At 65.4% G+C, this 14,443-nt stretch carries 10 protein-coding genes; all 10 read left to right on the top strand.

Annotated elements, in window-relative coordinates:
* Positions 1-3 precede the first annotated feature (3 nt).
* Positions 4-1,878, top strand: coding sequence for a type VI secretion system baseplate subunit TssF (gene tssF, locus Q1A53_RS05490; protein ID WP_299963782.1), 1,875 nt, complete (start codon positions 4-6; stop codon positions 1,876-1,878).
* Complete coding sequence (tssG, locus tag Q1A53_RS05485; protein ID WP_299963780.1) at positions 1,842-2,858, top strand: type VI secretion system baseplate subunit TssG; 1,017 nt, start codon at positions 1,842-1,844, stop codon at positions 2,856-2,858. Before tssF ends, tssG begins: the two co-directional genes overlap by 37 nt.
* Positions 2,859-2,882: 24 nt before the next feature.
* Positions 2,883-5,534 carry a type VI secretion system ATPase TssH gene (gene tssH / locus Q1A53_RS05480; protein ID WP_299963778.1) on the top strand — a complete coding sequence of 884 codons (2,652 nt, stop codon included), beginning with the start codon at positions 2,883-2,885 and terminating at the stop codon, positions 5,532-5,534.
* Between the two features lie 78 nt (positions 5,535-5,612).
* On the top strand, positions 5,613-8,429 hold the full coding sequence (gene tssB, locus Q1A53_RS05470; protein WP_366872387.1) for a type VI secretion system contractile sheath small subunit: 2,817 nt from the start codon (positions 5,613-5,615) through the stop codon (positions 8,427-8,429).
* Positions 8,430-8,473: 44 nt separating this feature from the next.
* Positions 8,474-10,504, top strand: coding sequence for a type VI secretion system tip protein TssI/VgrG (gene tssI / locus Q1A53_RS05465; RefSeq protein ID WP_299963775.1), 2,031 nt, complete (start codon positions 8,474-8,476; stop codon positions 10,502-10,504).
* Between the two features lie 8 nt (positions 10,505-10,512).
* A complete protein-coding gene (locus Q1A53_RS05460; RefSeq protein ID WP_299963770.1) occupies positions 10,513-11,070 on the top strand; it encodes a hypothetical protein in 558 nt (185 codons plus the stop codon).
* 65 nt (positions 11,071-11,135) lie between these two features.
* Complete coding sequence (locus Q1A53_RS05455) at positions 11,136-11,426, top strand: PAAR domain-containing protein (RefSeq protein WP_299963767.1); 291 nt, start codon at positions 11,136-11,138, stop codon at positions 11,424-11,426.
* 5 nt (positions 11,427-11,431) lie between these two features.
* Positions 11,432-12,631 carry a type VI secretion system-associated FHA domain protein TagH gene (gene tagH, locus Q1A53_RS05450; RefSeq protein WP_299963764.1) on the top strand — a complete coding sequence of 400 codons (1,200 nt, stop codon included), beginning with the start codon at positions 11,432-11,434 and terminating at the stop codon, positions 12,629-12,631.
* Between the two features lie 12 nt (positions 12,632-12,643).
* On the top strand, positions 12,644-13,078 hold the full coding sequence (gene tssJ, locus Q1A53_RS05445; RefSeq protein ID WP_299963761.1) for a type VI secretion system lipoprotein TssJ: 435 nt from the start codon (positions 12,644-12,646) through the stop codon (positions 13,076-13,078).
* Positions 13,079-13,096: 18 nt separating this feature from the next.
* A complete protein-coding gene (gene tssK / locus Q1A53_RS05440; protein WP_299963759.1) occupies positions 13,097-14,431 on the top strand; it encodes a type VI secretion system baseplate subunit TssK in 1,335 nt (444 codons plus the stop codon).
* Positions 14,432-14,443: the final 12 nt, after the last annotated feature.

The following is a 14,443-nucleotide window of genomic DNA, read 5'->3' as shown; positions in this document are numbered from 1 at the left end:
CCCATGGATCCGCGTTTTCTGAAGTATTACGAGCAGGAACTGGGCTTCATCCGCGAGATGGGGGATGAATTCGCCACGTCCCACCCCAAGATCGCGGGACGGCTGGGCATGGGACAGCCGGAGGTCATGGACCCTTACGTAGAGCGCCTGATGGAGGGTTTCGCCTTCATGGCGGCGCGGGTTCAGGTGGAGCTGGATCAGCAGAACACCAACCTCACCCACAGCTTGCTGGAGGTCGTTTACCCGCACTACCTCGCGCCGATCCCCTCCATGATGATCGCGCGGCTGGAGCCGGATCCAGCGCAGGGCAACCTCGCCGCCGGTGTCACCCTGCCGCGGGGTACCGAACTGCGTGGATCCGCTCGCGAGGGCGCGCAAACGGGGGTGATCTACACCACCTCGCAGGATGTCACCCTCTGGCCGCTGCAGATCAGCGAAGCGGAATACCTGGGCAGCCGCGGCGATCTTGTCGCTGCAGGGCTGGGGTCTCACTACGGGGCCAAGGCGGCCCTGCGCCTTCGGGTGCGGCGAACCGACGGCGCGCCGCTGGCGGACCTGCCGATCGACTGGCTGCGATTGTTTCTGACCGGGGCGGGATCTACGCCCTGGCGGCTTTATGAAGCGATCATGGGGCAGGGGATGGGTGTTGCGGGCCGCTCAACCGACCGCCGCGATGACTGGGTCCAGCCGCTCGGCAGTGGTATCGCCGCCTGCGGGTTCGACCCCGAAGACGCGCTGCTGCCGACGCCCGGTGCATCCTTTGACGGCTACCGGCTGCTGCAGGAATACTTCGCTCTGCCGCAACGGTTCTTCTTTATTGATCTTAAGGGATTGGGCCCCGCGATCCGGCGGACCACCGGCGAGGATCTCGACATCTACATCCCCCTGCGCGACGGGCTGCCCGCACTGGCCTCGGTCACGCCGGAGAACGTCGATCTGCACGCTGTGCCTGCCATCAACCTCTTTCGTAAGCGCTGCGACCGGGTGCATGTGTCGCACAGCGAGGCAGAGCACCTCGTGACCGTGGACCGAACAGCACCCATGGACTTTGAGATCTACCGGCTGGAAAGCGTCACCGGCATCGCGGGCGGCGGGCAGCCGGATGTGTCCTTCCGACCGTTTTACAGCGCGCAAGATGCAGCAGCCGGAGAGCATGGCCATCTGGCCTACTACAACCAGCGCCGCCGCCCGCGCCAACGCTCTGAACGCCAGCGGCTGGCGGGGCCGCGCACGTCCTATCTGGGCTCCGAAATCTATCTGTCGCTCACCGACCGCAGCCAAGCCCCCTATCCCGGGAGCCTGACGCAACTGGCGGTCACGGCGCTCTGCACCAACCGCGATCTGCCCCTGATGACGCCGGTGGGCGTGGGGGAAACTGACTTCACCCTGCCCGCAGGCGGCCCCGTCAAACACGTGCGTGCCATCGTGCCTCCGACCCGGCCCCGTTCCAGCCTTGCGGACGGACAACAGACCTGGCAGCTGATCTCGCACCTCAGCCTCAATTACCTGTCACTGGTGGATGCGGACCGCGGCAAGGGCGCGGCTGCCCTGCGCGAGATCCTCGGGCTCTATGCCCGGTTGGGCGAACCGGCGCTGGCCAAGCAGGTGGAGGGGCTGGCGACGGTCTCCACCCGTCCCGTGGTCCGGCGGCTGGCGGACGGGGCCCTCAGCACCGCCGTGCGCGGGCTGCACATCGATCTGAGCTTTGATGAAAGCGCCTTTGAAGGCACCGGCTCCTATCTGCTGGGCGCCGTGCTGGAGCGGTTCTTTGCAAAATACGTCGGGCTCAACAGCTTTACTGAAACGTCCATTCATTCCCCCCAACGCGGAGACATCGCACAATGGCCAGCCAGGAGCGGACGCCGGGTCCTGATCTGACGCGGCTCGACGCGCTGACTAAGGCTCCGGATACATTCAACTTCTTTCAGGCCCTGCGCCTGATCGAGGCAGCGCATACCGATCGACCGCGGCTCGGCCAGTCGCGCAGCCCGGCGCAGGATCCGGTGCGTCTGAGCCAGACGCCGGAGCTGGCCTTTCCGGGCAGCACCATCACCGATTTCGACCGGGACGCGCCCAACGCGCCTAAGCTCACGCAGCTTGCCTTCGGGCTTTTCGGTCCCAACGGCCCGCTGCCGCTCCATCTGACGGAATTCGCCCGTGACAGGCACCGCAACATGGACGACCCGACCATGGTCGCCTTTGCGGATATGTTTCATCACCGGATGCTGTCGCTGCTCTACCGCGCCTGGGCCAGCGGGCAGCCTACCGCCTCTTTCGACCGTCCCGGTGACGATGACTTTGGCCGCAAGGTGGGCGCTCTGGCAGGGTTCGGGACCGCCGCACTGCAGGATCGCGACGCACTGCCGGATGTGGCCAAGCGCCATTTCGCGGGGCGTCTGGCCGCCGGCCCCCGCAGCGAGGAAGGGCTTCATGCGGTGTTGTCCGGCCTGCTGGAGGCGCCCGTCGAGATCGAGAGCTTCACCGGCAGTTGGCTGCAGCTGGAGCCGGATGACCGCGGGCAACTGGGCCGTGCGACGCTGGGACAGACCGCCAGCCTGGGAAACCGCGTCTGGTCGCGCAGCGCCAGCGTTAGGCTGCGCATCGGGCCCTTGTCCTTCGCTGCGTTTCAAGGGCTCTTTCCGGGCACGCCGGGGTTCAAACAGCTCGCCGCGATCATCCGCACCTACGCCGGCGATACGTTCGAATGGCAGGCACAGCTGATCCTGCGTGCAGGCGAGGTGCCTGCCGCGACCCTGGGTCAGGCCGCGACACTGGGCCGGACCACCTGGATCGGGCAGCGACCGGACCGCGATGTGGATGACATGACCCTCACCCAACCCTGCCACATTGCCCACTGACACACCCCGACGGAGAAACCCGCCATGACCCAGATCAGCCGCATCGCCCTTTTCGGCAAGCTCAACACCCAGGCCTTTCAGCACGTTGAGAACGCAACCGTTTTTTGCAAGATGCGCGGCAATCCCTATGTGGAGCTTGCGCATGTGCTGCACCAGATCCTTCAGGAAAAGGACAGCGATCTGCACCGGATCCTGCGCTTTTACGAGCTGGATGCGGGGCACGTGGAGACGCAGATCCAGCGTGCTCTCGATGCGCTGCCGCGCGGAGCCACAGCGATCTCCGATCTCTCACCGCATCTCGAAGAAGCGGTGGAACGCGCCTGGGTGCAGGCCTCGCTGGGCGCGGGTAGGGCGCAGATCGGCACCGGGCATCTGCTGCTTGGGCTGCTCAGCGCCCGCGGGCTGCACAATGTTCTGCGCGGCATCTCTGCCGACCTCGCCGGGCTCGACGCCAGCGCGCTCTCCCGCGACTTTGCCGACGCCGTGGCAGGCTCACCCGAGGCGGGCCTGCCGCCGCAGGACGGATCATTTGCCACGGACCCGGGCAAGCCGCCTGCCACACTCACACCAACCTCGGACGGCGCGCTTGATCGCTTCTGCACAGATCTGACCGCCCGCGCCCGCGCAGGCGAGATCGACCCCATCATGGGCCGGGATACCGAGATCCGCCAGATGATCGACGTGCTGAGCCGCCGCCGCCAGAATAATCCGATCCTCACGGGCGAGGCAGGCGTCGGTAAAACCGCCGTGGTCGAAGGGCTGGCGCTGCGCATCGCAGAGGGGGAAGTGCCGCCCGCGCTGGCGCGGGCGCGGCTCATGGCGCTCGACATCGGGTTGCTGCAGGCGGGTGCGGGCATGAAGGGTGAGTTCGAGACCCGGCTGCGCAGTGTCATCGATGCGGTCGCGGCCAGCGCGGTTCCCGTCCTCCTCTTTATTGACGAGACCCATACGCTCGTCGGTGCGGGGGGCGCCGAGGGAACCGGAGACGCGGCCAACCTGCTGAAACCAGCCCTGGCCCGCGGCACGCTGCGCACCATCGGGGCCACCACATGGGCAGAGTACAAAAAGCATATCGAAAAGGATCCCGCGCTGACCCGCCGGTTTCAGGTGGTGCAGATCGCCGAGCCGGACACGGAGACCGCGGTGATGATGATGCGCGGCATGACGGCGACACTGGAGAAGCACCACAAGGTCCAGATCCTTGATGAAGCACTGGAGGCGAGCGTACGGCTCTCCGCGCGGTACATTCCCGCACGGCAATTACCCGACAAATCCGTCAGCGTGCTCGATACCGCCTGTGCGCGCGTGGGCCTAAGCCTGCACGCCACGCCCGCCCCGCTGGAGGATTGCGCGCGCAGTATCGCCGCGCTGAGCACGGAGCTGGAGATCATTGCCCGAGATGCCGCCGCTGGCGCTAACACGCAGGCGCGGCGCGAGACCGCAGAGGCCGCACTCGCCGTCGAGACAGACCGCGAACGCACGCTCACCGCAAAATGGGAAGCCGAAAAGTCGCTTGTCACCCGGATCACGGATCTGCGCGCCCGGCGACAGGCCGAACAGGGCGAGGAGACCCTCGCCCAACTGCGCAGGTTGCAAGAGGAGCTTGCGACGCTTCAGGGTGAGACGCCCATGATCCTGCCGCTCGTGGACGCCACGGCCGTTGGCCAGGTGGTCGCGGACTGGACGGGCATCCCCGTGGGGCGGATGGTCCGCGACGAGATGCGCACCGTGCTGGACCTTGCGGATCACCTCTCGACCCATGTCATCGGGCAGGACCACGCGATGGAGATGATCGCAAAGCGTGTCATCTCCGCCCGGGCGGGGCTCGACAACCCGGACAAACCCATCGGGGTCTTCCTGCTCGCGGGCAGCTCCGGCGTGGGCAAGACCGAAACCGCGCTGGCCATCGCCAAAACGCTCTATGGCGGAGCGCAGAACCTCATCACCATCAACATGAGCGAATATCAGGAGGCCCATACCGTCAGCAGCCTGAAGGGCGCACCGCCGGGATACGTGGGCTACGGTCAGGGCGGCGTGCTTACTGAAGCGGTGCGGCGCAGGCCTTACTCCGTCGTGTTGCTGGACGAGGTGGAAAAGGCACACCCGGATGTGCATGAGGTCTTTTTTCAGGTCTTCGACAAAGGTGTCATGGAAGACGGGGAGGGCCGACAGATTGATTTTCGCAACACGCTGATCCTGATGACCTCCAACGTGGGCTCGGAGGTGATCATGGACCTTTGCGCGGATCCCGCGCTGATGCCCGAGCCTGACGGGGTGACGAAAGCCCTGCGCGCCCCGCTGCTTGAGGTTTTTCCGCCGGCACTGCTAGGCCGGATGGTGCCGGTGCCCTACTACCCGCTGTCCGCGGAGATGATCGCCCGGATCACCCGCCTGCACCTCGACCGTATCGGTACACGGGTCCGCACCGCCTATGACGTCCCGTTCACCTATACCGATGCCGTGGTCGAGGCCATCGTCGCGCGCTGTCGCGAGGTGGAAAGCGGCGGCCGGATGATTGACGCCATCGTCACCAATACCCTGCTGCCCGCGCTGTCGGGCAAGGTACTGACACGGCGGCTGGAGGATCGGTCCGTCACGCGGATGGCCATCGACGTGACCGAGGGTACGTTTACCTACGCCCTTGACGAAGAGGCAGACACCCTCGCCGCACAGTAGCTTTTTTGGCCCAGGCCGCTGAACCCTCCGGGGCAGGCGGGGCACTTACCGACAGACCCCCCTTGAGGAAGTTGCCCGATGTCCCAAAGCAGCCAGAAATTCGTCGCCCGGAACCGCGCGCCCCGCGTTCAGATCGAATATGACGTGGAGCTCTACGGTGCCGCAAAAACGATTCAGCTGCCGTTCGTGATGGGGGTTATGGCGGATCTCTCTGGCAGATCCGACGTCGCGCCACGGCCCGTGGCTGAGCGCCCCTTCCTTGACATCGACGTGGATAACTTCGACGACCGGATGCGCGCGATCAAACCACGGGCGGCGTTCACTGTCCCCAACACGCTGACGGGCGAGGGCAGCCTTGCCGTCGATATGACCTTCGAGCGGATGGAGGATTTCTCTCCGACGGCTGTCGCGCGCGCGCTGGCCCCGCTGGCACAGCTTCTCGACGCCCGCACCCGGCTGGAGCACCTGCGCACCTACATGGACGGTAAACCGGGTGCGGAGGCCCTGATCGCCGGGCTGCTTGCGGATCCCGGCGCCATGGCGACACTCGCCGGACCCGCCGATGCGCCGAGCGAGGTCGAGGCAACGCTGGAGGCCCTTCGCGCTGTTGCCCCTGCCGCCGAGGATGTGGACCCTACCGACGCTATCCTCGCGGAGATTGCGACAACGGCCCGCGAGGCAACCCCTGGTGACGACGCGACAGATACCGACGCGCACGGGGCGCCCAAGACCCGTGGGCCAGAAGAAGCGACGGCGACCGCCATCGACGCAACCCTGACCGCCGCAGAAGGCAGGGCAGACGAGGTGCAAATCACGGCGGAAAGCGAAACGGTCGATCCGGATTTGGTCAAGGAGGACGAAGACCTCGATCTCGCAGCGGATCCGTTGGAGCCAGCGCAAGACGACGCAGCGGATGCTGACCCGACGGGCCTGATTGACGACGACATACGGCAGGCGGATCCCGACGAAGAAGATACGGTCGACACCGATTTCGTGCCCGCGGAGGACACCGACAAAGCCGAGCCGGAGGACGATGAGACGCCGGAACCCTCCCCGCACGGTCGGCTCGATCTGCCCGAGCCCGACGACCGCGAGGCTCCGCGCCCGCGTTTCCGGATCGCCGTTCTGGGTGACTTCACAGGCCGGGCTGCCACGGGGACGCTGCAAATCGGTGCCGATCTGGCCGCCCGCAAGCCCATGCGCCTTGATGTGGACACGCTCGACGATGTGATCGCGCGGTTCGCTACCACGCTGATCCTGCCTCTGGGTACCGATGGCGCCGGGATCGAAGTCCCGCTGTCCAGCCTGGACGATCTGCGTCCCGATGAGCTTTACGAAAACGTCGCCGTGTTTGACGAGCTCAAGGCTTTGCGCAGCCGTATCGCACGCGGGCTCAGCCCGAAGGACGCAGCGCAAATGCACGAATGGGCCAGCCTCTTCGGGGATCTCAAACCCGCCGTGCGCAGCCGGGCCAAGGGTGCGGCTGTGCCTGCTGGCCTGAAACTCAGCACCTTCCAGACCCTCATCGGCGACACAACCGCGCGCTTGCGCACGCCATCACCCGCCGAGGATTTGATCGGTCGCATTGTCGGGCCTCACGTTCAGGCCGCTACCGATCCGGACCAACCTGCGATGCTGGCGGCGGTTGATGCCGCCATCTCCGGCACCATGCGCGCCATCCTGCACCACCCTGATTTCCAGGCGGTGGAGGCAACCTGGCGCTCACTGGAGCTTCTCGCCCGGCGGATCCGCACCGGGCCAGCCGTGGACATCGTGCTCTATGACGTCTCGGCTGAGGAATGGGCCGCGGATCTGGCCAGTGACGAAGACTTGTCACAAACCGGACTTTTCCAGATGCTGGCCGAGGAACCACGGCTGGATGAAGGGCAGGGGGCGCTCTCGGCGGTCTTCGGGCTCTACACGCTGGAAGAAACGCCGCCGCACGCGGATCTCATGGCGCGCATGGCCAAGGTCAGCGCGTGGATGAACGCGCCATTCCTCGCGGCGATCTCCGACAGCTTCCTCGCCACACCCAAGCACGAACGCCACCCGTTGGTCGCGAAATCCTGGGACGCGCTGCGCGAACTGCCGCAGGCGCAATACGCAGCACTGGCGGCTCCCGGTTTTCTGCTGCGCCTGCCGTACGGTGCGCGCACCGAACCGGTCGATGCATTCGATTTCGAGGAATTTACCCTGCGCGAAGGGCTCAAGGGCATGCTCTGGGCCAATCCGGTCGTGCTCTCGGCGGTCCTGATGTGCGAGACGGTCAACCAGAAGGGCAAGACCATGAAGCTGGGCGACGTGATGAGCCTTGGCGATATGCCGATGCATGTCATAACGGACCCACATGGCGATCAGGTCGCCCTGCCGGTAACGACGCGGTTGCTCAATACCACGACGATGGCGCAGGTGGTGGCCCGCGGCTACATCCCGCTGGTCTCGATCAAGGGTCGCAACGAAGTGCGCCAGGGCTCCTTTCAGGGTCTGGGCGCGGGGATGCTGGCTGGCCCCTGGGGTCAAAGTGCGGGCGGTGGTACCGGGCTTGGCGGGGCGGGCGCGACGCTCGATATCACGCGAGAAGCAGGCGATGCGCCCGATGCGGGCGACGACTTCGGACCCTCCCGCCCCGGCGGTGCGGGCGATGACTATGATGAACAGTTCGCCAGCGCCGACGCGGAGGAAGACGACGATGATCTGGGGCTCAACGACGATGACATGGACCTGAGCGCCTTTGATCTGGGCGATGACGATACCGGCGACGATGCGCCGCCCGCCTCTGGCGACGACGATGATCTTGACGCGTTGCTCGCGGATCTGGGCGGAGACGAGGACGCCGGCAGCAACGATGACGCCGAGATTGATGCCGACCTCGCCGCTCTGCTGGCGGATCTGTGATGCAGCATCACATCGCCCTTACAAGACCCAGGGAGGCATCCTGAATGTCCAAGGATATCCTGCTGGAAAACCGGCCCGCGCGGCTCAAACTGCCCAATGGGATCAAGGGCTATCTGGTGCGCGCGCAGATCGACGAGGCGCTGGCCGAGATCCCGCGCATGACGGTGGAATTCATGTCCACCGACCTCGACCTCGACCTGCAAAAGCTGGTGGGTGAGCGTCTGGGCATAGACCTCGACGCACCCCGGGACAAGCTACGCCATTTTCAGGGCCGCTGCGTGTCCGCTGAATTCCTCGGCGCCTCGGGCAGTCAGGGATACTTTCGGGCTGAGCTGCGCAGCTGGTTATGGTTTCTCACCCAGACGACGAACTGTCGGATTTTTCAGGACAAGACAGTGATGGAGATCCTGCGCGAGGTCTTTGGTGCCCACGGGTTTTCCGACTTCAAGGACAAGACCAAGCACAGCTTTGTCAAACGAAGCTATTGCGTGCAGTACCGGGAGAGTGATTTTGCCTTTATTTCCAGACTGATGGAAGAGGAAGGGATCTACTACTTCCATACCTATGACAAGGCGCGCGAGACGCTGGTGCTGGTCGATGACGCCAGTTGCCATTTACCGACGCAGGATCATCCCACGCTCAATTATTACATGCGCGCGGCGGATATGTTTCGTGACGAAGATCATATCTACGAATGGCGCGGCTCGGAGCGTATTCGCCCCGGCAAGGTGACCCTTCAGGGGCATGATTTCGAGGCCCCCAAGACCGATCTGACATGCAGCAAAGCGCTGCCCAAGGGTCGCGGCGCGCACGTCAGCTATGAGGTCTACGACGCCTCGGGCCGCCACACCACCAGCGGTGCGGGGGAGCATCACGCGCAGATCCGCGCCGAAGCCTACGCCGCCCAGACCCACCGCGCACGGGCCGTGGGCAATGTCCGGCAGATGGCCGTTGGTGCGCGCTTCCAGCTCAAAAAGCATCCCCGCAAGGCGGAGAACGCCGATTATCTGGTGTTGCGTGCCCGGCACCAGATCCAGCTCGATGTGATGATGGAGGATCGCGACATCGTGCAGGCGATCCTGGGACCCGTGCTCGATTTCGATCATACCACGAACCCCGATCTTTACCGCTGCGAGATCGAGGTGCAGCCCGCGCGCGACCCTTATCGCAGCCCGCACCATACACCGCGCCCGGAGAACCCGGGCGTGCAGACAGCGGTCGTCGTCGGCAAGGCGGGCGAAGAGGTCTGGACCGACAGCATGGGCCGCGTGAAGGTACAGTTCCACTGGGACCGGGACGGCAAACGCGACGAGACATCCTCCTGCTGGATCCGCTCCGCCGTGCCATGGAGCGGCAAGGGCTGGGGCATGGTCGCCGTGCCACGGATCGGGCAGGAGGTCGTCGTCCAGTTCGAGCAGGGCGACCCCGACCGCCCGATCATCACCGGGATGGTCTATAACGGCGATGCCAAGCCTCCCACGTCGCTGCCGGGTGATGGCACGCAAACGGGGGTGCGCACCAATAGCGCCAAGGGCGGGAACGGCTGCAGCGAACTGATCTTCGAAGACAAGAAAGACGCCGAATTCGTGCGCCTGCAGTCCGAGCGCGACTTCAAGCAGATCATCAAGAACAGTGCCGAGATCGAAGTGGGTCTGGAGCACAAGAGCCCCGGCGGGCTCACCCAGACGATCCACGGCGACAAGACCGAGACCATCCGCGAGGGCGATCACAGCTTTATCGTTGCCAAAGGGGGGGAGACCCGGCATATCGCCAAGGATCATACCACGACCGTGGATGGTGCGCTGACGCTGACGGCAAAGTCCAATATCACGCTGAAATGCGGCGCTTCCGAGATCGAGCTGACGCCGGGCGGCGTGACGATCTCCGCCCCCAAGATCGACGTCAATGCTCAGGCCACCGCCAAGGTCGCGGCGGGCGGGCAACTGGCGTTGGAAGGCAAGGGGCAGGCGAGCCTGAAGGGCAGCGGCATGCTCAGCCTCGAAGGTGGCGGCATGACCCAGCTCAAATCCTCTGGCATCCTGACGGTCAAGGGCAGCTTGACCATGATCAATTGAGCGGTGCCATGGACGATCTGAGCAAGCTGCCGCGCGGGCCGCTGGCGCGGATACTGACTCGGAACGGCGTGACGTTGCAGACAGCGCTCGATGCACCGGCGGGGGCGCCTGCCTCTGCCGTGCTGGAGGAACTCACCGAAAAGCGCGCAACACTCGACATGCTGCAGTTGCTGGCCCACGCGCTGCCCGCGCGCGAGGCCACTTGGTGGGCATGCCTCGCCGCGCGTCAGATGGGAGCGCAGAGCACCGCTGTCAGCGCTGCGGAGGCGTGGGTCCGGCAGCCGGGCTTTGACACCCGTCTGGCCGCCCGCGCCGCGCTGGATGCGGCCAGACCGGACGATGATACCGCCTTTTGCGCCCTCGCGGCCTGCTTTGCCGATGGCACCATGGGGCCGGGAGAGCTTGATGATCATCCTGCACCTCCGGGGGCTGTGGGAGCGGCGGTCTACGGCATGCTGCTGATCGCGATCTACGCCAATGAGACTGACGCGGAGGCGCGCACCGGGCTATTTCTGACCCGCGGGCTCGATATTGCGCGCGGCGGCAACGGGCAGCGTGAACCTTAAGCGCATCACCGGGCACTAACGGAGTGAACCGCGCATCACTGCGCCCGTCCGAGTGAGGTTTCCCGATGACCATGCCCGCCGCCCGCACAGGTGACATGCACGTCTGCCCGATGATCAGCGGCATCGTTCCGCATGTGGGTGGTCCGCTTCTGACGCCGGTGCCCACCGTGCTGATCGGCGGCATGCCAGCAGCTACAGCGACATCCATGGCGGTCTGTGTGGGGCCACCCGATGTTGTGGCGATGGGCTCGGCCACCGTGCTGACCGGCAAGCTGCCTCAGGCACGTCTCGGCGACAGCTGCGCGCACGGCGGTGCCATCGTGATGGGATGCGCCACCGTGCTGATCGGGGGCTAAAGGTCATGTCGCTGACCCTCACCGCTCATGATACCGACCAGGACCACGCCGCGCCGATCGAGGTGACGATGACCGGCAACGCGCTCCGCGTGGGGCGGGAGGCCGACAACGATCTCACCCTGCCAGACCCGGACCGTGTCCTGTCCAAGCGCCATTGCCTGCTGGAGCGACAGGGCGAGGGTTATGTGCTCCGCGATACCTCCATCAACGGTACGTTTCTCAACTACCAGCCGGAGCGGATCGGCGACACCGCCACAGTGCTGAAAACCGGCGATGTCATCCTCGTCGGCACTTACGAGTTGGTGGTGGAAATCGGCGCGATGGAGGCGCTGAACAAAGACGCCGCGCCATCCGCAATGCCGCCGGTCATGTCGGCGTGCGATACGGTGGAGGACGACAACGCCTTTCTCGATGACCTGCTCCGCGGCGGAGATGCGGAGGCGGACCCCTTCGCTGCCGCGCCTTCATCACACCCTCATACCGGCGGCAGCGCGGCAGATCACTCACCGGCTATGCAGGATCATTTCGCGGCACCGAAGGTACAGGCACCGGTGATCCCCGACGACTGGGATGCAGAGATATCCGCGCCTTCAAGAACGCCGGCCGCACCCGTAAGGTCTGCGACACCGGGGGACGCGCTTGAGGCCTTTGCAACCGGGCTCGGGATGGCAGACCTGCACATCCCCGAAGATCAGGCACCGGAGGTCATGGGCCGCGTGGGCCGCGTCATGGCCGCGATGATCAGCGGTCTGCGCGACGTCATGATGACCCGCACCGCGCTCAAGAGCGAGATGCGGGTGGCGCGCACGATGATCGCGGCAGAGGCCAACAATCCGCTGAAGTTCTCCGTCAGCGCAGAGCAGGCCATCGAGGCGATGATCGGTCCGGCACGGCCCGGCTATCAGGACCCCGAGGCTGCGACCGCCGAGGTTCTGCGCGACATCAAGGCCCATGAGATTGCGACCATGACCGGCCTTCAGGCCGCGATCAAGGATCTGCTGACCCAACTGAGCCCCGACGCGCTGCAATCCGACACACACGCGACAGGCCCGCTGGCCCGCCTTTCCTCGCGTCACAAGGCCCGCGCGTGGGATGCCTACGAGGCCCGCTACGCCCGGATTGCCCGCGAAGCTGAAGAGGATTTTCAGGGCAGTTTCCTCCGCGCCTTCGCCAGTGCCTACGAACAGCAAATTTCCAAACTCTGAAGGGATACCCGCATGATCACCCGCCGACGCCTGCTTTTCTCCTCTCTTGCGCTGACCCTTTCGGGCTGCGCCGCCCGCGGCCCCGCATCCACCGACGTGGCGCTGACGATCAACGGTGCCGCGGACATGAACGGGGGCGCGCCGGTTGAGGTCAAGGTGATGTACCTGACCGATGCGAACGCCTTTCGCACGGCAGATTTCTTTGCGCTCTTCGGCACGCCAGAGGCAACGCTAGGCGCAGATCTGATCTCCACCCAAAGCTTTCTGGTGACCCCGAACACGGCGCTGACCGACGCCCGGAGCTTTGCGCAACCCCCGGCCGCCATTGGTGTGATCGCCGCCTTTCGCGACATTACCGGCACGTTCCGTGCGACCCGCGGACTGACACCCGATGCACCCAATCCGGTCACCGTCACCCTGTCCGGCAACCGCGCCCTGATCCGCTGAACCGAGGAGCCAACCGCAATGTCCCGGCACAACAAAGTCATCTGGCAGGAGGGGCTGTTCTTGCAGCCGCAGCACTTCCAGCAGCAGGACCGCCATACCGAAGCGCTGGTGGCCGGGCTCGCAGGCAGCCTCATGCCCTATGCCTGGGGGGTCAGCGCACTGACGCTGGACACCGAACTGCTCAAGCTTGGCAAGCTCGCCGTCAAATCGGCCCACGGGCTGACCCCCGATGGCGTACCCTTCCGCATCCCGGACACCGATGCCCATCCCGCCGCGCTCGACGTGCCGGAGACAGTGAAAGAGGCGGTTGTCTACCTCACCCTGCCGACACGCACGCCGGGCGCGCCGGAGGTGGATCTGACCGGCGATCCGGCGGCCCGCTCGCGCTATCTGCCCGAAGAGATAGAGGTGACCGATGCCTCCGCCCGCAGCCAGCGCACGGCCTCTGTCGCCATCGGCAAATTGCGCATGATGCTGGCGCTCGATCTCGATGAGGTGAGCGACCGGGTGATCATCCCCATCGCGCGGATCACGGAAGTGCGCAGCGACGGGGAAATCCTGCTCGACAAGCGGTTCATGGCGTCCTGCCTCGACGCGCGCGCCGCACCGCCACTGCATGACTTTCTGGAGGAGCTGGAAGGGCTGCTCAGCCACCGGGTGCAGGCGCTCTCCGGGCGCTTGGGCCAAAACGGGGCGGGCCGCGGCGTGGCGGAGATTTCAGATTTCCTGCTGCTGATCGCGATCAACGCCACCCTGCCGCAGATCCGCCATCTGCGCAGCATTGAAAACGCACACCCAGCACAGATCTATCAGCAGCTTGTGGGGCTCGCCGGACAGCTCGCCAGTTTCATGAGCGCGGATCGCATCACGCCGGAGTTTCCCCCCTATCGCCACGCGGACCTGACAGCAACCTTCAGGCCCGTTGTCCGGGCGTTGCGGGAAAACCTCAGCATGGTGCTGGAACAGAATGCCGTCGCCATCCCGCTGCAGCAGCGCAACTACGGCGTGTCGGTGGCCATGATAGAGGACAAGAGCCTCTTTGACAGCGCCAGTTTCGTACTCGCCGCCAAGGCCAGCGTGCCGCCGGAGAGTGTCAGGCGGCACTTCCCCGGGCAGGCCAAGCTTGGCCCGGTGGAGGAGATCCGGCAGCTGGTGAACTCCGCCCTGCCGGGGCTGGATCTGCGCGCGCTGCCCGTCGCCCCGCGGCAGGTGCCCTATCACGCGGGCGTCGTCTACTTCGAGATCGACCGCGCCAACCCGCATTGGCAGCAGATGCGCGGTTCGGGCGGGCTGGCGATCCATGTGGCGGGTGATTTCCCGGATCTGGAAATGGAGCTTTGGGCGGTCCGTTAAGGCCGGCTCAAG

This window comes from uncultured Roseobacter sp. (assembly GCF_947496515.1).
Lineage (GTDB): Bacteria > Pseudomonadota > Alphaproteobacteria > Rhodobacterales > Rhodobacteraceae > Roseobacter.
The sequence above is the reverse complement of the archived record's forward strand: the minus strand, read 5'-3'. Positions and strand labels throughout refer to the sequence as shown.